Annotated in this window: 15 protein-coding genes; 10 read left to right on the forward strand and 5 right to left on the reverse strand. The window is 67.9% G+C overall.

The genetic code is table 11. The annotated features are described in order from the left end of the window. Window positions 1-1404: an insulinase family protein gene (locus IPK27_19470; protein ID MBK8069717.1), complete on the forward strand. Its 1404-nt coding sequence runs from the start codon at window positions 1-3 to the stop codon at window positions 1402-1404. 22 nt (window positions 1405-1426) lie between these two features. On the opposite strand, the gene IPK27_19475 is transcribed toward IPK27_19470, so the two are convergent. Beyond that, window positions 1427-1831 (reverse strand): hypothetical protein, encoded by a 405-nt coding sequence (locus tag IPK27_19475; GenBank protein ID MBK8069718.1) that lies wholly within the window; start codon window positions 1829-1831, stop codon window positions 1427-1429. A gap of 73 nt (window positions 1832-1904) precedes the next feature. Next, window positions 1905-3023, reverse strand: coding sequence for a PQQ-dependent sugar dehydrogenase (locus IPK27_19480; protein MBK8069719.1), 1119 nt, complete (start codon window positions 3021-3023; stop codon window positions 1905-1907). A gap of 279 nt (window positions 3024-3302) precedes the next feature. Between IPK27_19480 and IPK27_19485 the strand changes: the two genes are divergently transcribed. Further along, window positions 3303-4487, forward strand: coding sequence for an NAD(P)/FAD-dependent oxidoreductase (locus IPK27_19485; GenBank protein MBK8069720.1), 1185 nt, complete (start codon window positions 3303-3305; stop codon window positions 4485-4487). Between the two features lie 826 nt (window positions 4488-5313). Then, entirely contained in the window at window positions 5314-7083 is a 1770-nt protein-coding gene (locus tag IPK27_19490) for a hypothetical protein (protein MBK8069721.1), read from the forward strand. Between the two features lie 165 nt (window positions 7084-7248). On the opposite strand, the gene IPK27_19495 is transcribed toward IPK27_19490, so the two are convergent. Together IPK27_19495 and IPK27_19500 are read right to left on the reverse strand one after the other, a co-directional pair. Continuing rightward, complete coding sequence (locus IPK27_19495) at window positions 7249-7806, reverse strand: DUF3228 family protein (protein MBK8069722.1); 558 nt, start codon at window positions 7804-7806, stop codon at window positions 7249-7251. 12 nt (window positions 7807-7818) lie between these two features. After that, window positions 7819-8028 carry a hypothetical protein gene (locus IPK27_19500; protein MBK8069723.1) on the reverse strand — a complete coding sequence of 70 codons (210 nt, stop codon included), beginning with the start codon at window positions 8026-8028 and terminating at the stop codon, window positions 7819-7821. Between the two features lie 115 nt (window positions 8029-8143). On the opposite strand from IPK27_19500, the gene IPK27_19505 reads away from it, so the two are divergent. The 7 genes from IPK27_19505 to IPK27_19535 all read left to right on the forward strand — a co-directional run bounded on the left by IPK27_19505 (window position 8144) and on the right by IPK27_19535 (window position 20218). Further along, a complete protein-coding gene (locus IPK27_19505) occupies window positions 8144-8851 on the forward strand; it encodes a class I SAM-dependent methyltransferase (GenBank protein MBK8069724.1) in 708 nt (235 codons plus the stop codon). Window positions 8852-8861: 10 nt separating this feature from the next. Continuing rightward, a complete protein-coding gene (locus tag IPK27_19510; protein MBK8069725.1) occupies window positions 8862-9134 on the forward strand; it encodes a hypothetical protein in 273 nt (90 codons plus the stop codon). Window positions 9135-9273: 139 nt separating this feature from the next. Continuing rightward, entirely contained in the window at window positions 9274-13815 is a 4542-nt protein-coding gene (locus tag IPK27_19515; protein MBK8069726.1) for a hypothetical protein, read from the forward strand. 258 nt (window positions 13816-14073) lie between these two features. Continuing rightward, window positions 14074-14898: a class I SAM-dependent methyltransferase gene (locus tag IPK27_19520; protein MBK8069727.1), complete on the forward strand. Its 825-nt coding sequence runs from the start codon at window positions 14074-14076 to the stop codon at window positions 14896-14898. A gap of 131 nt (window positions 14899-15029) precedes the next feature. Continuing rightward, window positions 15030-16943 (forward strand): NAD(P)-binding protein, encoded by a 1914-nt coding sequence (locus tag IPK27_19525; GenBank protein ID MBK8069728.1) that lies wholly within the window; start codon window positions 15030-15032, stop codon window positions 16941-16943. A 163-nt stretch (window positions 16944-17106) separates the two neighbouring features. Then, window positions 17107-17769, forward strand: coding sequence for a hypothetical protein (locus IPK27_19530; protein ID MBK8069729.1), 663 nt, complete (start codon window positions 17107-17109; stop codon window positions 17767-17769). A gap of 277 nt (window positions 17770-18046) precedes the next feature. After that, window positions 18047-20218 (forward strand): IPT/TIG domain-containing protein, encoded by a 2172-nt coding sequence (locus IPK27_19535; protein ID MBK8069730.1) that lies wholly within the window; start codon window positions 18047-18049, stop codon window positions 20216-20218. A 111-nt stretch (window positions 20219-20329) separates the two neighbouring features. On the opposite strand, the gene IPK27_19540 is transcribed toward IPK27_19535, so the two are convergent. Next, entirely contained in the window at window positions 20330-22192 is a 1863-nt protein-coding gene (locus IPK27_19540) for an FG-GAP repeat protein (protein MBK8069731.1), read from the reverse strand. Window positions 22193-22358 lie beyond the last annotated feature (166 nt).

Here is a 22358-nt window from a genome sequence, read left to right on the forward strand (position 1 = left end):
ATGAACAAGACTCTGATCGCTGCGCTGATCGCCGCGCTGCTCGCCCCGGTCGCCTATGCCGACACCTTCGCCATGCCCAAGGACCTGCCAGCGTATGCGCCGGACAAGCCGCTGCCGGTACCGGAGATCGCCAAGAAGACGCTGGAAAACGGCCTCACCGTGTGGGTGCTGCCGCGCGATGGCGTGCCGCGCGTCGATTACGTGCTGGCGTTCAAGGGCGCGGGCCTCGCGGCGGATCCGGCGGACATGCCGGGCTTTGCGTCTACCCTTGCGAGCATGCTCAGCGAGGGCACCGAGAAGCGCGATTCCAAGGCGATCGCCGAGACCGCGCAGAGCTATGGCGGCAGCGTGGGCGCCGGCGCCGGCAACGACGGCCTGACCCTGTACGCCAATGCCACTGCCTCGAAGGCCGAGGCGATGATGCAGCTGCTGGCGCAGATCGCGCGCACGCCGAACTTCCCGGAAAAGGAAGTAGCTTTGGCCAAGGCGAATGCGCTGCAGGGTCTCAAGGCCGCCGAGGCGCAGCCCGGATTCCGCGCCTCGCGCGCGATCTCCAAGGCGGTCTATGGCGACCACCCGTATGCACGCACGCAGGCCACCGAGGAAGCGATCAACGCGGTCACCCGCGAGAAGCTGCAGCAGGCCTATGCCGAGCGTATCCGCCCGGACCAGGCGCTGCTGGTGGTGACCGGACGCATCGAGGCCGAGGCCGCGTTCAAACTGGCAGAGTCTGCCCTTGGTGACTGGAAGGCCAGCGGCGACGCGCCCAAGGCCGCGCCAGCTGCGCGTACCGAGGCCGAACCGAGCTTCGTCCACCTGCCGCGCGAAGGCAGTGTGCAGTCCAGCGTGCGCATCGGCCGCCCGGCGATCCCGGCCACCCATGCGGACTACATCCCGCTGCGCCTGACCACCACCATCCTCGGCGGTGGATTCAGCAGCCGCCTGATGCAGAACCTGCGCGAAGACAAGGGCTACACCTATGGCGCGGGCGTGGGCTTCGGCGCCAATGCATCCGGCGGCTCCCTGATCGCCAGTTCCGACGTGCGCAACGAAGTCACCGGAAAGGCCGTCGGCGAGTTCTTCGCTGAGTACAAGCGCATCGGCGAGGAAGCGGTCAGTGCCGAAGAACTCGACATGAACAAGCGCTACGTCGCCGGCGGCTACTTGATCAGCAACCAGTTGCAGGGCGCAGTCGCCGGAACGCTGGCCGGCAACTGGCTTATCGGCTTGCCGCCGGAGTTCCTCGGCGAGTTCGTGCCCAAGGTGCGCGAGGTCAGTGCCGAGCAGGTCCAGGCGATGGGCACCAAGTACTTCAAGCCTGATGCGCAGTCCATCGTTGTCGTTGGCGACGAGGCGGTGGTCGAGCAACTGAAGGGCTACGGCAAGTTCGAGGACGTCCACTGAGTTCGCGCATGCCGCCACCGCCTCAGCGCGGTGGCGGCAGCCGCTGGTCCACGTTGCGCCGCGCGCGCGACATCTGGCGTTCGGCCCAGCGCTTCAGCACCTTCGCCCGGCGGGCTCCAGCCTGCGGGTCGCGCAGCACTTCCTCGACGTTGTTCAACACGCTGTCGACCGGCCCGTGAGCCTGGCTCGACGGGCCGCGGGCGGCTGCCCACAAGTCGATCCATTCATCGCTGCGGCGCCCGAAATCGAGCACGGCGCGAAAGTAGCGCGGCTCCTGGCGCTTGCTCAGCGCCGCATCGAGCAGGGCGGCGGCTAGAGACAGCGGACTGAGCGCCAGGTCGCGCGCCGCTTCGATGAGCAGTTTCAGTTGCAGCACCAGGACGTCGCGCGCCAGCACGCGCTCATGAGAGACCGGCGGTTCGTGCATGGTGGTCGCAAGCAAGGAGGGACGCCGAGCATAGTCGGCGTCCCACGAGCATGGCAGTGACGGAAGGCGCGGGTCAGCCTTCCGGTGTCAGCTTCAGCAGGCGTGCGCCGCCACCATCCTCCAGCAACCAGATCGCTCCATCCGGCCCCTGCTCCACTTCGCGGATGCGCTCGCCCATGGCGTAGCGCGCCGCCTCGCGTGCGCTCGTGCCGTCGATCTCGACGCGCACCAGCGCCTTGGAGCCCATCCCAGCGATCAGCGCATCGCCCGTCCAGTCGGCGAACATCTCGCCGCGGTAGAAAATGAAATCGCCGGGCGCGATCACCGGGGTCCAGCTGATCTCCGGCGCGTTGAATTCCGGACGGGTGTCGTGGTCGGGAATGTCGCGGCCGTCATAGTGGCTGCCGTTGGAGACCACCGGCCAGCCGTAGTTCGATCCGCGCTCGATCAGGTTGAACTCGTCGCCACCGGCAGGACCGTGCTCGATCTCCCACAAGCGCCCCTGTGCATCGAAGGCGATACCCAGCGGATTGCGCAATCCGAGCGCCCAGATCTGCGCGGTCACGCCGCCCTTGTCGCTGAAGGGATTGTCGCCGGGCACGCTGCCGTCATCGTTCAGGCGCACCATCTTGCCCAGATTGCCGCTCATGTCCTGCGCCGGGTCGAAATGCTGGCGATCGCCGGAACTGATGTAGAGGTGGCCATCCGGGCTCAAGGCGATGCGGTGGCCGAAATGACCGCGTCCGCTCATTTTTGGCGACTGGCGCCAGATCACCGCCAAATCGGTGAGCGCGCCGCCGCCGGCATCGTCCAGCGCCAACTTCGCGCGTGCCACTGCAGCACCGATCTTGCCGTCTTCGCCCGCCTCCGCATAGCTCAGGTAAACCCACTTGTTTTCCGCGAATTTCGGGTGCAGGACGACGTCGCCGAAGCCACCCTGGCCGCCATAGGCCACCTTGGGCACGCCACTGATGTCGCCAGTCGCGCCACCGATGGCGTGCAGCTTGAGCCGGCCCTGCTTCTCGGTCACCAGCAAGCGCCCGTCCGGCAGGAAGGCCATCGCCCAGGGCTCGTCGAACGTCGCCACTTCCTCGACCTTGAATGGCGCGGGGGAAGCCGGCGGCGCATCGGCGAAACTGCAGGCGTTGAGCGCCAGGCAGAGCGTGGCGGTGAGCAGCGTGGGACGGAACATGGCGGGCTCCAGATGTTCTTCGCGAAATCACTATTTTGGCACGCACCCGCGCCATGCCGGCGTCAAGGGCGCCTTGCACGGTTAACATGGGCGCAGCGCAACGCGAAGTCGCCCCTTGGGCCGCGCGGCCTGTTTTTCTTGTCGGCATAGGACGCCAAGGACGCAAAGACGAGCAGGGAAAATGCGCGCACCGGCGGGCAAAATCAGGCCAGTCGGCAGATTGCTCTTCTTGGCGTCCTTTGCGTCCTTTGCGGATCCAACGCATTTGGAATCTGGACCATGACGACGCATCTATTCGACGCGATCATCCTCGGCGGCGGCGCCGCCGGGCTGATGTGCGCGCTGACCGCCGGCCGGCGCGGGCGCCGGGCGCTGGTGATCGAGCACGCCAACCGGGTCGGCAAGAAGATCCTGATGTCCGGCGGCGGGCGCTGCAACTTCACCAATGTCGGCACCGCGCCAGGGAACTTCCTGTCGGCCAATCCGCATTTCTGCAAGTCGGCGCTAGCGCGCTACCGGCCGGCGGATTTCATCTCGATGGTCGAGCGCCACGGCATCGGCTTCCACGAGAAGGAACTCGGCCAGCTGTTCTGCAACGACTCGTCGAAGCAGATCGTCGCGATGCTGCTCACCGAATGCGCGCAGGCCGGTGTGCGCATCGAAACCGGCTGTGCGGTGAGCGCGGTCGCCCGGGTCGACGACGCATTCCGGGTCGACTGCACCCTGGGCCCGGTGACCGCGCCGTCGCTGGTGGTGGCCACCGGAGGCCTGTCGATCCCGTCGATGGGCGCCAGCGGCTTCGGCTATGACCTCGCGCGCCAGTTCGGCCACCGCGTGCTGCCGACACGCGCGGGCCTGGTGCCTTTGACGCTGACCGGCTCGCACCTGGAGCATTGGAGTCCGCTCAGTGGCGTGTCGCTGCCGGTGCGCGCCAGCGCCGGGCGCACACGCTTCGAGCACGACATGCTGCTGACGCATCGCGGCCTGAGCGGCCCGGCGATCCTGCAGATCTCCAGCTACTGGCAACCCGGCGATCTATTGCGAATCGATTTGCTGCCGGGCCGGGATCCGCTCGAGTACCTGCTCGCCGCGCAGAAGCAGCGGCCGGCGGCGGGCCTGCCTGGCGCGCTCGCCGAGGCGCTGCCGAAGCGCTTCGCCCAGCGCTTCGCCGAGTTGTATGCGGACGAACGCCCGCTGCGCCAGTTCAACAAGCCGGAACTGACGGCATTGGCGGCGCGCCTGGCCGACTGGCCGGTGGTCCCGAGCGGCACCGAGGGCTATCGCACCGCCGAGGTCACCCTCGGCGGCGTCGACACCGACCAGGTATCGTCGTCCACCATGATGTCGAAGGAGGTGACCGGGCTGCACTTCGTCGGCGAGGTGCTGGATGTCACCGGCCACCTCGGCGGCTACAACTTCCAGTGGGCCTGGGCCTCCGGACACGCTGCCGGCAGCGCCATCTGAGAACTTGCGCCCGCGGCGCCGCTCCCCGAGCATCCGCGACCGCCCGGGACCGAACCACGACCATGCTGCGCCTCACCGAGATCAAGCTGCCGCTCGACCACCCGCCGGAGGCGCTGCGCGCGGCGATCCTCGAGCGCCTGGGCGTGCCGGACGCGCAACTGGCCGGCTTCAAGGTCTACAAGCGCAGCTATGACGCACGCAAGCGCTCGGCGATCCTGTTGATCTACACGGTCGATGTGGAACTCGCGCCAGCGACCGAAACATCGCTGCTCCAACGCGGCGTGCCGCACCTGGTCGCCAGCCCGGACCAGCGCTACCGCTTTGTCGCGCATGCGCCGCCCGGCCTGAGCGAACGCCCGGTGATCATCGGCTTTGGCCCCTGCGGCCTGTTCGCGGCGCTGATCCTGGCGCAGAGCGGATTCCGGCCGATCGTGCTCGAGCGCGGCCGTGCGGTGCGCCAGCGCACCAAGGACACCTGGGGCCTGTGGCGGCAGCAGCGACTGGACCCGGAGTCCAATGTCCAGTTCGGCGAAGGCGGCGCCGGGACATTCTCCGACGGCAAGCTCTACAGCCAGATCAAGGATCCGCAGCATTACGGGCGCAAGGTGCTGGAGGAATTCGTCAAAGCTGGCGCGCCGGACGAAATCCTGTACGTGAGCAAGCCGCATATCGGCACCTTCCGCCTGGTCAGCATGGTCGAGCGCATGCGCGCCGGGATCATCGCGCTCGGCGGCGAGATTCGCTTCGAGGCGCGCGTCGAGGACCTGCTGCTGGACGATTCGCACGCGGTGCGAGGCTTGCGCCTGGCGGATGGCGAAGAACTCGCATGCCGCCACGTCGTGCTGGCCATCGGCCACAGCGCGCGCGACACCTTCCGCATGCTGTACGCGCGCGGTGTGCACATCGATGCCAAGCCTTTCTCGATCGGCTTCCGCATCGAGCATCCGCAATCGCTGGTGGACCAGGCGCGCTTCGGCGCATTCGCCGGGCATCCGCTGCTGGGCGCCGCCGACTACAAGCTGGTGCATCACTGCGGCAACGGGCGCTCGGTCTACAGTTTCTGCATGTGCCCGGGGGGCACTGTGGTGGCGGCCACGTCCGAGGCCGGCCAGGTGGTCACCAACGGCATGAGCCAGTATTCGCGCAACGAGCGCAACGCGAATGCCGGCCTGGTCGTGGGGATCAGCCCGGCCGACTACCCCGGCGATCCGTTGGCCGGCATCGAGTTCCAGCGTCGGCTCGAAAAGCACGCCTTCGAGCTTGGCGGCGGCGGCTATATCGCGCCGGGCCAGCGGGTCGCCGACTTCCTCCAAGGGATCCCCTCGCGCGGCTTCGGCGGGGTGGAGCCGTCCTACAAACCCGGCGTGCTGCCCTGCGATCTCGCGACCGCCCTGCCCGGCTACGCCATCGCGGCGATCCGCGAGGCGATCCCGGCGCTCGACCGCCAGCTGAAGGGCTTCGCGCTCGGCGATGCGGTGCTGACCGGCGTCGAGACCCGCACCTCCTCGCCCATCCGCATCCAGCGCGGCGAGCACTACCAGAGCGTCAACACGCCGGGCCTGTACCCGGCCGGCGAAGGCGCCAGTTACGCCGGCGGCATCTACTCGGCGGCCATCGACGGCATCGAGGTGGCGCAGGCGGTGGCGCTGGCGATGACCCGGTGAACCGGCCGCGCTTCCGCCTGCCGCCGCTGCCCGGATACCTGTCCTGTCGCAAGGTACTGACCGCGCCGTTCGAGGGCTCGTTGATCGACGCGATGTGCGCGCACTATGCCGAGGTGCCGCGCCAAGAACTGGAGCAGCGCTTCGCCCAGCGGCATGTGTTCGGCGAGGACGGCCAGCCGGTGGCTGCCGACCTGCCCTTCCGCGCGCCGTTCGAGGTGCACTACTACCGGCCCTTCGCCGAAGCGCCGATTCCGGTGCGCGAAGCGATCCTGCACGAAGACGAATACCTCATCGCGGTCGACAAACCGCACTTCCTGCCGGTGCATCCGGCGGGCAAATACCTGCGGGAAACCCTGGTCGAGCGCCTGCGCCAGCGGCTCGGTTGCGCCGACCTGTCGCCGTTGCACCGGCTGGACCGCGCCACCGCCGGCGTGGTCTTGTTCGCGCGTCATGCGGCCACCCGCGGCGCTTACCAGAACCGGTTTCGCGACCGCCTGGTCGAGAAGCGCTACGAGGCCTGGGCGCCGCCGCTGCCGGAGCGAGTGTTTCCTCTCGACTACGCTTCACGCCTGGAGCGCCACGCCGACGGCTTCCGCAGCGAGGAAGTCCCGGGCGAGCCGAACGCGCACACCCGCATCGAGGTGATCGAGCGCGGTGAGACGCTGTGGCGCTACGCCTTGTATCCCAGCAGCGGCCAGATGCACCAGCTGCGCGCCCAGATGTCCGCACTCGGCGCGCCGATCGTCAACGACGACTGGTACCCGGTGGCGCAGCCGAGCGGCCCGGATGATTACTCGCGGCCGCTGCAACTGCTGGCTGAAAGTCTGGCCTTCGACGATCCCGTAACGGGGGCGCGGCGCGAATTCCGCAGCGACATCCGGCTGAGTCGCCGTGTGCAGATCGAAACTCAGTACCTTGGGAACCGAGCGTAGCCCGATGTGCGGCGCCAGCCGCTCACCGGGTACTTGCCGCAAGCGCCCGGTAAACGCGCGGGCTACGCGACTCGACCCGCGGCAAGCCGAAGTTCGGGTCCAGTTCGTTCCAGCATTCACCGCGCCGATCGCCAACGAGGGAACGATCACCGCGAGGAGAGTCGCTCAAGGCCGCCAGTTGGCGTGCGCCTCCCAGAAGGCCACGCTGCGCCGGTAGGCTTCGCGGTCCAGCGCCACGCCCGAACCGCCTTCGGCCACACCCAGCGCATTGCGCATCATTGTGATCGGCACCATCGGGATCTCGTCAGGCGCCATCGTGTAGAGGCAACCGACGATGCCCCAGTCGGCATCGATTGGCGTGCCTTCCTTCGCCAACTGCGCGCGGCTGTAGAGAATCGGCAGCAAGTACGCCGCCACCGGCGGCTCCAGGCCCTCGAACCAGCGCACCAGCACCGGCAATTCCTCGCGCGTACGCGCCTCGTAGCCACTGCGCAGCCGGTGGCGGTTCTCGTCCGTGATGGCGATCACCGAACAGCGCGTCGATGTCCAGTTGCGATGCGCATGCAGCACGCAGAACGGCGCATAGCCGGAGATCACGCGTTCCGGCGCGCGCGCGTTGAGCTGGTCGACGAACTCCTCGGCGCTGCAGTCCTGGATGGCCGTGATGCGCCGGTCGCGCGGGAACAATCGGGCGCGGGCGAATTCGGTCATCGCAATCGACATGCAGTGGATTCCTCACTGGAAAGTGCGCGAAAGCTCCGACAGCTCCTGCGGCGTCCGGGCTTCGCCGGAGTGGATGATCGCATCCACCTGCTCCGGCGTGATCGGATCGCGCCAGGGGCTGTCCACATTGTTGCGATAGACCCGCGTACGCAGGGTCAGTGTCGCCTGGTTGAGCTTCTGCCCCGGCCAGTCGATCTGCGGAGCGTCGTTCGACCAGCGCACGCAGCCCAACGCCGGTCAAGCGCGGCCAGACGTGGGCGGCCGACTTGCGATGATCTCGCGATACGCCTGCCGGGGGCGAATGTGTATCGTCATCGCCCCGGAACGAGACAACGCCATGGATAACGGCTGGGACGCCTCTGCGCGCGCATGGATCGAAGTCATCGGCGACGACGGCGACTGGGGCCGGCGGCATGTGCTGGATGCCCCGATGTTGGCGCGCGTGCGCGGCCGCGGCTTCCGCGAAGCGCTCGACATCGGCTGCGGCGAAGGACGCTTCTGCCGCATGCTGGCGGCAGAAGGCATCGCGTGCATCGGCATCGACCCGACCGAGGAACTGATCGCCACCGCCCGATTGCGTGATCCGGACGGCGACTACCGCGTCGAGCCCGCCGAGTCCCTGAGCCTGAAGGATGCCAGCGTGGACCTGGCGGTTGCCTACTTGTCGCTGATCGACATCGGCAGACTCAAGCCAGCCCTGGCCGAAGCGCACCGCGTGCTGCGGCCCGGCGGGAGCTTCCTGATCGCCAACCTGCAGAGCTTCAACACCGCTGCCATTCCGCTTGGCTGGACCCACGAGCCCGACGGCAGCCGCCGCTTCTGCATCGACCACTACCTGTGCGTGCGGCCAGTCGAGACCGCCTGGCGCGGCATCCGCATCGTCAACTGGCACCGGCCGATGCACCACTACATGCAGGGCTTGCTCGATGCAGGATTCGACCTGGTCTACTTCGACGAACCCGCACCCTACGGCGTGGACGACGACAAGGCCGAACGCTACCGCCGCGCGCCGAATTTCCTCGTGATGGAGTGGCGCAAGCGCTGATGGAGCTCAGATGTCGTCGGATGTCGCGCGCATCCGACAGCCGATGCGCATGTCCATCTGGGCGGCCACCAGGCTGGTACGGAACACACCCGGCGCTGAATTGACGGCGGTCAAGATCCTGGCCACTGGCGCGACCAAGCTAGCCCGGATGTTTCATGAAGGCACGCGGATGATCGCGAAGGGCTTTGCGCCGGGATCGAGGCGCGAGGAGGAGGAATGGTTGTTCCATTGCGACGACGAGCAACGAAGAGACCGGCGCAAAGAACGAGCGAGGGCTGCGTGAGCGAGGAAATGGTGCGTCCGGTCCGAGAGCGCGCAAAACACGGCGATTCCCGTGTCACAACATAGAAGTCGATCCATTTCCTCGCGACTTCATGAAACATCCGGGCTAGGAATATCCCCCGGCTTTCGGGAGTCTGATCGTGGTGCAACACGCGATTTTCCTGGCAGCGGCGCTGCTGCTGAACGCACTGTGCGCAGAGCCTGTCACTGCCGTGCCCGCTTCCACCGCGCAGGAATCGGCGGTGGCCGAGGCGGCGCAGCACCTGGCCCGCGGTGACGCCGGATCGGCACTGGCGGTCCTGAAGCCACTACCCGACTCGGTCCCGGTGCTGCTGCTGCGCGGCGCGGCAAAGCAGGAATTGCTGCAATGGGACTCCGCCCTGGCTGACTTCGAGCGCGCGTTGGAGACTGATCCGCGCAGTGCCGATGCCTACACGGCCCGCGGCCATTGGTATGCCATCGATGGCAAGGATGCGAAGGCGGTCGCCGACTTCGACCGTGCCCTCGCCATCGACCCCGGACACCGCGACGCCTTGTTCCGCCGCGCCACTGCCCACTTCCGGCGCAACCGGTTCGCCGCAGCCCGCGCCGATTGCCTGGCCCTGCTGGCGATCGAGCCGGCGCACGCCGACGCCACGGAACTGTTGGCCGACGTCGAGCGCAAACTTGGCATCGCCGGCGCGCGCCCGTCGCCACCGGCGGAACCGCCAGCTGCGCCGACGCGTCCCGCTGTCGTGTCCGCTCCTCCCCCGCCGCCCGCGCCCGCAACGGTGCCAGCGTCGGTCGGCAACACGCCTGCGCAGGCAGCGACATCGGGCGCGAGCGGGCTTCCGCCGATTGCGCTGCCGCCCCTGCCCCGGCCCAGCGCCGTCAATCTGCCGGCGCCGCGCTTCGCCAGCCAGCAGGCCTGCAACATCGAGTACTGGAGCATGGCGGGCGCGCCCTGGGGAGGCGCGAAGGCGTCCAGCTCCCCGCCGACCGCGGCCGACAACGCGTTCACCGACGCCGAGTACCGCGCGCTGGTGAGTCGCGTGCAGGCCGCCATCGCGCAGCTGTACGCGCCGATGACCGCAACGCAGCAAACCCGCTTCGAGGCCTTGTGGGCGCCGTTCCACGACTACCCGAACGCAGCCGACCAGCGCTATTTCGCTGCCTTCCTGCCGCTGATGGACGAGTACCTGCGCCTGCGCGCGGCGATTGCCGCGGTCGATGTCGCCCAGCAGGATGCACTGTTGGCGGCCGGCGTGGCTGCGGCGCTGGGCGATGAGGCTGGCGTACGCGATGCGCTCGATCTCGGTTTCATGCAGGTGCAGCAGGCGCGTGAGCATGAGATGGCGCTGTACGGCGTGCAGCGGCAGATGCGCGACCTCGGCGATGCGCCGAATCCCCTGGCCGAACGTTGCGCCGCGCGGCGCCGCCACCAGCAAGCGCGCGCAGCGCTGCAGCCGGCGAACGGCGTCTACGTGCTCAGCGAGACCTGGCACGCGCTGGCGCCGGCGAGCCGCGATCCGGAGCGGACCGAAGTCACCGTGCGCGGGGATCGCGCAGTCACCGCCAGCTCGGCGCGGATCGAGATGCGTACGCCCCAGGTGGAGTCGGGCGCCGCGCGGGCGCCCGATCCGGTCGCGGTGGAGATCGGCCGTGTCAGCGTGGCGATCGACTGGGACGTGCCACCGATGTTCGCGCTCGACGAGGCCATCAGTGGCGAGATCCGCATCCGCGATGCGGGCAGTCGCGGCGATCTCGACCGCCGGGGCTACATCGTGGTCGCGTACAAGTTGCTGCGCGACGACGCCTGTGTTCCGGCGCTGGTCAATTTCCGCGAAGATCCGTCGACGAATACCGAGCGCTATGGTGCCGTGTGCCAGAACCGCCTCGGCGTCTACGGCGATGGCATCGAGATCCGCCAGCGCAACGGCACCCACGCCGTGCGGAATGCGGCCGCGCTGGCCGCCCCGGAGGGGCCGCTGCGGGCGGCGTCGGTTGCCGGGCGCACGCCTCAGCCCAGCCTGCTGATCGTGGTCGACATCGATTCCACCGCGCGCTTCTTCTACCGCTACCGCCTGCGCGACGCCAGCGATTCGACTGCGCTGGCCAATCCCGAACAACTGGGACAGGCCGGAAGCCAACGCGAGCCGCCCCCCGATCCGCAGGCTGCGATCGCCGAGGCCATCGCCCAACGCCGCGCGCTGGTTGACGCGTTGGGCCAGCTGGAAGCCAGCTGGCAGCGCGAGCTGGACGCGGTCCGTGCCGGCGTCGCCAACCGTCCGGCGACTGCCGCCGAAACCGAGCAGATCGCACAACTGGAACAACGCGTGTTGCAGCAGCAGGCGAACCGCCAGGCCGAACTGGACGCCATCGCGACCCTCCAGACCGGCGTGATCGCGCGCACGCCGAGCGCCTGGGACCGGCGCGAAACCGAGCGCTTCCGCCAGCGCATCATCGACGAATCCGCCCAACTGACGCGCCTGCTGCATGTCGCGGCCGCGCTGCCGCGCCTGGCGCGGATGGCCAGCGACGGCGGCCGCCTGCACGCGGCCACCCTGCAGCAGATGCGCGAGGCCCTCGCGCAGCCCGACCCGATGCCGGCAATGCAGCGCATCGGCGCCAGCGTGCGCGCGCATTTCGAGGGGGAGCAGGCCGTTGCGCTGGCGGAGAAGGAGCGCGCCGACTGGCGTTACACGATCCCGGCGTGGACGCGCACCGGCGCGGACGCTGCGATGTTCCTGGGCGCGATGCTTGGCGGTGGCGGGGCCATGCTGGTTGGCAGTTATGGTGTGGGCACCGGCTATTTCGACGGCGGCGCGCGCCAGGCTGCAGAGAACGGCGTGCGCAGCGCCAGCCAGGTGGTCGATGTGGTGTGGGGCGCCTGGCAAGGCTACTTCGCGCGCGACCCCGCCACCGGCCAGTGGCGCGGCTGGGCCGGCGCGGCAGAAAGCACCGCGACGATGTTCGTGATGAATGTCGTCACCGGACGCGTGGCCGCCCACCTGCACGGCGGCAAGCTGCCGGCGGACGTGCCGATCCCGCAACCGCGGGCAGGCGCCAAGCCGCGACAGGGCCCCGAGTTTGCGGCGTTCAAGACCGGCGAGCAGCGCCTCGCCGATGATCTTGCCGCGCTCGAACGCCAGCACGCGGGCAAGCCGGCGAACGATCCGCAGCGCATCGCGGCGCAGGCCGAGATCGAGCGCCGCCACAAGATCGTGCTGCAGCGCCAGCGCTACGATGCCGCGCGCGCCGAGGCGACTCGCCGGCATGAAGCGACGATCCCGCCCGAGGCGCGCCGCGCCGACGGCAGCGTCGACACCAACCACCCCGGATATCGCAAGGCCCGCGCTGCCTGGGAGCAGGAACTGCAGCAAATCGCAGCACAACACAACGCGGACTACCAGCAGCGCATCGCCGAGCATGCCGACGCACTCGAGGCGGCTGGCGCGCACAACGCCGCGGCCGAACTGCGCGCGCAGATCGCCGGCCAGGCACCGCGCAAGCGTGCCCAGAGCAACGCCGAGCTCGACATGTCGGGCGGCCTGCCGCAATCGATCAAGAGCGATATCGACCTGACCGAATACGCGCCCGGCTCCGCGCGCCGGTTCGCCGATGCGATGCGCAAGCGCGGTCATCACGTCGAGGAATACGCCGACCGCTACGTGATCACGGATACCGATACCACGGTGTGGAAACTGCCGCCCGCGGTGCAGGACATGCCGGGCAGCGGTGCCTGGATGGCCCGCGTGCACCTGGACACTTTCGCCGGTAGCGACAAGTTCCCGACGCCGGGTGGGGTGCACTACACCACCGGCGGCGCCGCCGGCGTGGCTGACCCGAAGGGCGCGGTCATCTCGAACCTCAAGAAAGGCACCGAGGCCGGGCTCGGGCGCACCGACGACGTGGACCTGCACGTGATCAGCAAGAGCACGGTCAAGATCGTCGAGGTGGCCAATGCGAGCACGGATGGCGCGCCACTCAGCGCACCCCTGCTGGCGAAGGCCACCGGCATGCGCAAACATCAATTGCCCGAGCAGGCCGGCGTGGTCACCTTCGGTGCCTCCCCGGCGGCCAAGGCGCGCGAGCAGGCGGCCTTCCTGCAGGAATCGCGCAAGCTGGTCATCCAGGCCTATTTGCGCGCCGCGCAGAAATCGGCACAGTTGAATGCGCGGCGACAGCTGCAACTGGCGCAGGCGCTGGCCGCCGGCGATCGCGCAGCCGCGGCGCGCCTGCGTTACGAACTGCAGATCTCGCGCGGCGCCAACGAGGCAGCCCTCGACAACCTGGGGCAACAGGATCCGCAGCTGATCGCACAGATCCTGCGCGCCGAAGCCGCCGCCAGCAGCGGCGAGCTCGGCCAGTTGGCCGGCGACCCGCCGTCGTCGGCACCTGGCGTGGGCTGGCTGTGGTCGCGCGCCTGGCGTGGCGACGGGCACCAACCGCCGGCGCTGCCAGCGACGCCCCTGCCGCCCATCCCGGCACTGGACGCACTCGGGCGCCGCTGCAGCCAGGCCTCGGCCAAGCTCGCTGAGCAACTCAAGGTGATGCCGCCGCAAGGCGCCGAAGCCAAGCACCTGGCGCGGCTGCAGCAACTGCTCGCGGCTGGCGCCGGCGACCCGGCTGGCGCCATCGCCAGCGTGCGTCGCCACACCGGCTACGAGCTGGCGACGGTGCTGCAGCAATGGGGGCTGTGACGAGCTGTTGCGCGCAACATCACAGGAAGCAACCGGCCGTGAGCCCCGCTGCGGGCTTTCTGCGGCACCGGGCGTCTCCGTTTCGATTGCCCAACCCCGTCGAAAACGCCAGCATGCGCAGCCCGCCCCGGATGCGATGGCGGCAAGGACCGGTGGTGTCAGGCGGCACTTCCTGCTGTGCCGCATGCGTTTTGCCTCCCGGGAGTTCCTGGGCCCTGGATCAACCGGGAGTTTTCAACGAATGCTGGAATCGCCAGGATGATCGACAGGATCGAATTGCTCAAGAAGGGGTTGACCGGGGAACTGCACGAGGAGTCATTCTGGCGACCGATCAGACCGACAAGCGTCCGAGCATCCAGTGCGGCAAAACAACTGCTCTTGCGCAAGTCGATCGAATGGCTTGAACGACGCGGCTGCCGGGTATTCCTCCCGATTGTCCCGGACGCCAACGCCCGCCAGTGGCGCGAGCTTGGGAAGGACCATCCGATCGTCGGCTTCACCATGGTCGGCCGCAAGCGGCTCGACAACGTCGAAGCGTGCGTTCGCGAGGTCGAGCGCAACGGAGTCGCCGGTGCATTCGTCGAATGCGGCGTCTGGCGCGGCGGCGTCGGCATCCTGGCGAAGGCAGTGCTGGCTGAACTGGGTTCGGACCGCAGCGTCTGGCTCTGCGATTCATTCCGGGGTCTGCCGCCGCCCACATTCGAGCAGGACGCGGGATATGACTTCTGCGACATGAACGACTATCTGGGGGTGTCCAGGGACCGCGTTGCCGCGAACTTCGGGCAATTCGGTCTGCTCGACGAACGCGTGCATTTCCTCGAGGGATTTTTCAGCGACACCCTGGCCACCGCGGATATCGGCGAGATCGCGGTACTGCGCCTCGATGGCGACCTCTATGAATCCACCTGGCAGGGCCTGGTGGCGCTGTTCCCGAAGGTGTCCCGTGGCGGTTATGTGATCATCGACGACTATGGCGTGCTGGAACCGTGTCGCCGCGCCGTGCATGATTTCCTTGCGCGCGAGAAACTCAATCCGGAGCTCATCGATATCGATGGGACCGGAGTTTACTGGCGCGTCGGATAGAGCACCCATGACCCCAGGGAAGCGCCGACCCGGCCGCGCGGGCACCCGGGGCACTTCGGCGCGGTTTCACTCCCGTTGCCGCCGCGAACCCGCAGGAATTCGCCCGAGAGCCCGCGTCCTGGAACTGCACGATGCCCGCCCGATCCGATGATGAACTCGGCATGCGCCGGCCCATTGCCCGGCGCGACTTCCTGCAAGGAGTCGCAATGGGTGTCGGCGGACTGCTGGGCGGTCTTGCGCCGCAGCTCCTGGCCGCTGCTGATGCACTTGCCGAACAGGATCGCCGCGGCTACTACCCGCCTACGCGACTCGGACTGCGAGGCAGTCATCCAGGCGCATTCGAGGCCGCCCATGCCCTGCGTGGGCAGGGTTCGCTCGAAGGCACCAGCGTCATTCGTGAGACCGGCGAGCAATACGACCTGATCGTGGTCGGGGCGGGCATCAGCGGCCTGGCTGCGGCGCACTACTACCGCGCATCAGCGCCGGGAGCGCGAGTCCTCATCCTCGAGAATCACGACGACTTCGGCGGCCATGCCAGGCGCAACGAGTTCCATCTCGACGGGCGCACCCACTTGCTGAATGGCGGCTCGCGTCTGATCGAGAGTCCACGACCCTACGGCCGCGTGGCGGCGGGCCTGCTACGCACGCTCGGGATCGACGCCAGGGCGCTCGACGCCGCTTGCAGCGCCCACGGCTTTTATGCCTCGCTGGGACTGCGCGCCGGGGTCCATTTCGATCGTGAGACTTTCGGTGCCGACCGTCTGGTGCTGCGCCAGGGCGACGGTCGCGAACAGACCCGGGATTTTTTGGCACAGGCTCCGTTGTCGGACGCAGTACGCGCAGACATCCTGCGCATCGAGCACGGCCACGAGGACCATCTGCCCGGGCGGGAATCCGCGGCCAAGAAGGACTACCTCTCGCGAATCTCCTACGAACACTACCTGCTGCGCATCGCGAAGGCCGATCCCGGCGTCCTGCCTTACTACCTGCACGCGACCGACAGTCTCTGGGGATGCGGCATCGACGCGGTGCCGGCGCTCGATTGCTGGGGCGTCGGGCTCCCGGGCTTCCAGGGACTGGGGCTGGAGCCCGGCGCCGCGCCACGCATGGGCTTCACGCCAGCCGGCTATGCGGCCACTGGCGGCTCAGACACTTTCCATTTTCCTGATGGCAATGCGTCGATCGCCCGGCTGTTGGTCCGGCGACTGGTACACGCTGCCATACCTGGAACCGATGCGCGCGATGTGGTGACCGCCATGGCCGACTACACCCAGCTCGACCGTGCATCCTCTTCCACCCGCATCCGCCTGAACAGCACGGTGCTGCGCGTGCGGAACCTCGACGGCGCCGGCGCCGAAGTGATCTACGCGCGTGGCGGTGAACTGCATCGCAGCAAGACGAAGCACTGCGTACTGGCATGCTGGAACATGATGATTCCCTATCTGTGCCCGGAACTGCCGCGGGCGCAGCGGAGTGCGCTCCGGCAACTGGTCAAGACCCCTCTGGTCTATGCCAGCGTCGCCCTCAGGGACTGGCGCGCATGGGCACGGCTGCGGGTGCATCACATCGATGCTCCTGGCGGGTACTTCTCGAGTTTCGGTCTCAACGACGTCGTCGACATCGGCAACTACCGCAGCGTCCGTTCCCCGGAGCAGCCCATCCTGATCCGCATGGAGCGCACGCCAGCCAGTTACGGGCTGCCAGAGCGTGAGCAGCACAAGGCAGGGCGCGCCGAGTTGCTGGCGACGCCCTTCGCCAGTTTCGAGCGGGCCATCCGCGAACAACTCGGTCGCACCCTGGGTGCCGGCGGCTTCGATCCCGCGCGTGACATCCGCGGCATCGCAGTCAATCGCTGGCCGCACGGCTATGCACCGGAGTACAACAGCCTGGTGGACGGCGACACGCCACCCGAGCGGATGCCGAATGTCCTGGGGCGTACCCGATTCGGCCAGATCGCCATCGCCAATTCGGATGCCGGGATGGGCGCCTATGCCGACGTCGCCATCGAACAGGCGCATCGCGCGGTACAGGATCTGATCGCCTGAGGACCGACATTCCCGTCGCTGCCGCGCACTCCGGCGCAAGCACCCCGCGTGAGCGCTCAGCCAGGCGAATCCGTTCGCGCACATCGCCTGAGGAGGATTTCCACCCAGCGCGGGATCCCCGGTATCCGCCATCCACGGGGAACGCTGCGCCCGGCGCGTAACCGTGGGCCCTGTGCGCTCGTCAAACCCGCCGGTGAATCGCCCCCGTGCGCCCACCGGTTCCGTCCCGCAGTCATCCATTGAGCCCGAGGAGGCGCGCTTGTCGGCCCGCATGAGTCCACGCCTGGAAATCCTGATCGGCGCTGCGGCAGTGCTGATCTCGCTGGCTTCGCTGGGCCTGACGATCAGCGCGAACCGCACCCAGGAGCGACTGCTGGCCGCAAGCACCTGGCCGTTCCTGGTCTATGGGACCGGCAACCGGATGGAAGACGGGACGTCGGCGATCAGCCTTGCGCTGCACAACGGTGGCGTCGGCCCGGCAAGGCTGGCGTGGCTGCAGGTCCTGTACGACGGCCAACCGCGCTTCGATGCAGCGTCGCTCCTGCACGCCTGCTGCAACCCGGGGATGTTGCCGATCAGCACGGTCACCTCGGCGGGCGGCGGTGTGCTTGGCGCCGATTCCAAGGCTACGTTCCTGGTTTTTCCGGAATCGGGCAACGACCCCGGGGTGTGGTCGGCATTCAATCGCCGCCGGTTCGAGGTCGAGGTTCGGGCCTGCTTCTGTTCGGTACTCAAGGAATGCTGGCTGCTGGAGCCGGCACAACGGGAACCGATGCCAACGGCCAGTTGCCCGTCCCTTGATGACGCGCAGGTGTGGCACGGGTGACCCTGGCGATGGTCAAGACCTGAACTGCCATCCTGTCCGGTCCGCCACGCGGCCGATCGGCGCGTCTCGCGTTGCGACTGAATACGTATGCAACCGATTGTGATGCATCCCCGCTGAGTCATAGGCTGCATCCCGCGACGACCGCCTGAATACGACGGCAACGGGAGGGGACGATCCGGCACAGCCTGTGATCGCCCGATGCCGGCATCCACCCGGCGCGGCCGCGCACGGATGGCAAGCGCCATCCGGTCCGAGACGCTGGATTGGGGAGAATCCGATGGACCTGCGCACCACGGGCGCGGCGCTGCGCGCGCCTGCCCGCAACACCCTGTGCACGCTGCTGCTCGCCGGCCTCGCGCTGGCGGGCGTGTCCCATGCCGACGCGCAGACCCTGCGCCCTGGCTACAACCGCGACGTGATCTACCAGGTTTTCGTCGACCGCTTCTTCGACGGCACCACGAGCAACAACCCGTCGGGCGACCCGCTGTTCGACGCCAGCGGCGCCAACCTGCAGAAGTACATGGGCGGCGACTTCCAGGGGCTCGCCGCGAAAATGAGCTACCTGTCGAACATGGGCGTCAGCGCGATCTGGGTGACCTCGCCGCTGGACAACCGCAATGTGCAGGCGCTGGCCGGCTCGCTGTCGCCCTACCACGGCTACGAGATGCGCGACACGCTCAAGCCGCACGAGCACTTCACGCCCACCGCACGTTCCTGGCAGCCCTTCACCGATTTCGTCACCGCCGCGCACAACGCCGGCATCAAGGTGATCGTCGACTTCGCACCGAACCACTCCAATGTCCGCGGTTCCGGCGAGGACGGCGCGCTGTACGCCAACGGCGTGCTGCAGGCCACCTACACCTCCAATCCGTCGAACTTCTTCTTCACCGGCCCGAATATGGGCGGCTCGCAGTGGGATTCGCCCTACGAGACCCAGTACTACACGATCTACGACCTCGCCGACCTCAACCAGACCCACCCGACGGTCGATTCGCTGCTGAAAGCTGCGGTCGCGAACCTGCAGTCGATGGGCGTCGACGGCTTCCGCATCGACGCCACCAAGCACGTCAACTGGGGCTGGCAATACAGCCTGGCCAACCACATCCAGACCCAGCGCGAGAGCTTCGTGTTCGGCGAATGGGTGGCGGACGACGCCAACAACCCGCTGTACCGGGACCTGCTGAAGTTCAGCAACAAGAGCGGCGTGGCCGAGCTCAACTTCCCGCTGTTCACCACCATCAACAGCGTGTTCGGCCAGGGCGGTTCCTTCGTCAACCTCAACAACGTGGTCGTCCAGCAGCAGGCCGACTTCGCCTACCAGAACGATTTCGTCAACTTCGTCGACAACCACGACCGCAAGCGCTTCCTGACCGTCGACACCAGCGCCGACGACCGCAAGCACCTGCACGCGGCCCTCGCGTACGTACTGACCGCGCGCGGCATTCCGTGCATTTACTATGGGACCGAGCAGTACCTCGAAGGCGGTGACGATCCGGACAACCGCCGGCGCATGCCCGCCTTCAGCGAGACCACCACCGCCTTCAAGCTGATCAAGAGCCTGTCGACCCTGCGCCGCAACAACGAGGCGCTCGGCTACGGTTCGATCACCCAGCGCTGGATCAACGCCAACACCTTCATCTACGAGCGCAAGTTCTACGACTCGGTGGTGGTGGTGGCGATCAACAAGGGCGCCAGCGCGCAGAGCGTCAGCGGCCTCGTGACCTCGCTGCCGACCGGATCGTACGCGAACTACCTCTCCGGCATCATCAGCGGACCGTCGTTGACCGCCACCGGCGCGACCAGCGGCGGCTACAACACCGCGAGTTTCTCGCTGCCCGCGAACAGCATCGCCGTCTGGCAGCGCGACCCGACGGTTTCGACGCCGCAACTCGGCAACGTCACGCCGACCGCGGCGCAACCGGGCGTGCGCGTGGTGATCGCCGGCCAGGGATTCGGCGGCGCGACGGGCTCGGTCAAGTTCGGCAGCACTGCCGCCACCATCGTCAGCTGGAACGACCAGCAGGTCGTCGCCACCGTGCCCGCGGTCACTCAGGGCGTGCACGCGGTCACCGTGACCCGCTCGGGTAGCGTCACGCCCTCGAACAGCTTCAACTTCACCGCCTACCAGGGCAAGCTGATCCCGGTGACCTTCACCGTCAACAACGCCGCGCCGACCAATCCGGGCGACAACATCTACCTGACCGGCAACACCGTCGAACTCGGCAACTGGGCGAGCACCACCGGCGGCGCCGTCGGCGCGATGCTGACCAATGCCAGCACCTACCCGAACTGGTGGCTGACCGTCAGCGTGCCGGCCGGCAAGACCCTGCAATTCAAGGCCATCCGCATCCGCGCCGATGGCAGCGTGACCTGGGAGGCCGGCGCAAACCACAGCTACACGGTGCCTGCCTCCGGCGTCGGCAACGTGAATATCAACTGGCAGTACTGAGCGTCCGGGAGGCGCCGGCGTCTCGCCGGCGCCACCCGAAGGCAGGCAGTCTCTCCCGTCGATGGGGAGAGGTATTCCATTTCTCCAGGGTCCGGCCCGCCGGTGAGAAGTTCACTCGAAGCCGTTGCGGAACACGTCCTCGGTCTGGCCAAAGTAGAGGCTCCAGGCGCCGTTGTTGGTCCCTGGGCCGACGTCGCGGCCGGGCTCACCCACGGCGACGTCCGCTGCGGCGTCAGCGTTGAATCGTCCAGTGGCGACACTGGTGCCGAAGGCGGCATCGGTCTGGTCGCTCTCGAGCTGCAGTGTCGGCGCCGATGGCCATCCGCCCGGCTGGGACAAGTAGATCTTCACCTTGCCGGCAGTCAGCCCGGAGTTGTTGAGCGCCCTCGGCGCACCGACCACCAGTTCATCGCGGCCATCGCCATTGATGTCCTCCAGCGCAGCCACACTCCGTCCAAAGTCCTCGGCGACCTGGATTCCCAGCAAGGTCGCATCGACCACGGTGTCGATCGCACCGCTGCCGCCATGCCAGACCTGCACGGCGCCGGTCCCCGCGGCCACACTCGAATTGAGTGGCGCGCCGGAGATCACGTCGTCGATGCCATCGCCATTGACATCCCCGAGCGCGACCGACGCCCCGCCCGCCGCCCCTGCGCGACCACCGCGCAGGATCGCGTCCGCGGTCGTGTCCAGCGCCCCGGTGCCGCCGAAGAAGACTGCCGCTGCGCCTTCGTCAATGAAGTTGCTGCCCGATTCATAGCCCGGCGCACCGACCACCACATCGGCAATTCCGTCGCCATTGACATCTCTTCCGCCCGCCACTGACGCACCGGCATTGACCGAGAGGTCGGGGATCGCCAGCACGGCGTCGACCGTTGCGTCGAAGGCGCTGCCACCAAAGTAGATGAAGGCGCCGCCCTGGTCCGGCCGTCCACCCGGGTTGTAGCGGGTCACGCCCACCGCCAGGTCATCGACGCCATCGTTGTTGACATCACCGACCCCGCGCACGGACGCGCCCATGTTTGCGCCACCCTGCGGACTCACGATGGTCGCGTCAGCCACCGGATTAAAGGCGCCAGAACCACCAAAATAGACAAAGGCTGCGCCCGAGTTGGTGCCCGCAGTGCCATCGAAGCTGGGAGCGCCGACTACGACATCATCGAATCCATCGTCGTTCAGATCGCCGGCCCCACCCACTCCCGCACCAAAGAAGGCGCTCCCCTGGTTCACCGTCAAGAAGGTGGAATTGGTGTAGCTCGGGCCCAGGTAAACGAAGGCCGCGCCGTTGTCGGTAAGGCCATCGTCCCAGCGGAAGGCGCCGACCACCAGGTCGTCGATGCCGTCGTTGTTGACGTCACCGGCATTCGCCAGGCGGATGCCAAACTCTGCGCCGCTCTGCGCGCTGCTGCGGACGATGTCCGGGGTCCGCTGCAACAGCGGATCGACCGTCACCGGGTAACGCGCGCCCCGGTCGTCGACGCGGATGAGCACCTGCTGGGGCGCCTCGACGTGCATGCTCGCCGGGAGGATGCGGCCATTGGCGTCCCATACCTTCAGGTGCCGGTAGTGAAGCGCATCCTCGCCGCGGCCGAACACAATCGTGTCCGCTGCCAACAGCTGCGCCGGGCGGTCGCTCGTCAGATGGAACTCGAGGGCGCCATCGCCCGGTGGCGGCACCGACAGGTCGAAGCCGTGTTCGAGGCCGTCCGGGCGATTGACGTACCACTCGGTCAGGGCGCGGCTACGACGCTCGACGCGCTCGCCGACCGCGACCAGCACGCCCTCCGCGTTTGGCTGCAACCTTCCCGGCCGCCCGTAATGCATCAGGCTCAATCGCAGCAATGGACGCGCCTCGCGGGTGCGCTCGACCAGTTCGATCCCGTTACCGCCGAACCAGGTGCGGAAACCCTGGGCGCGGTTGGGCGCCTGCAGTCCTTCGGGCTGCTGCGATGCATGGTATTCACGCGCAGCCATGGATGGGATCAGGTGTTCTGGCAAGCTCGCTGCGGCCGCTGGCGCAGAGCCCGGCAGGAAACCGAGGCACCACAGGCAAAGGGCGCCCCGGCGCATCAGGGATAAGGCAGTCATCGTTGATCTCGACGGTGGTGGGAGGCGTCGCCGACCGGCGACTGCCACAGTG

The sequence above is a fragment of the Rhodanobacteraceae bacterium genome (assembly GCA_016713135.1).
Lineage (GTDB): Bacteria > Pseudomonadota > Gammaproteobacteria > Xanthomonadales > SZUA-5 > JADKFD01.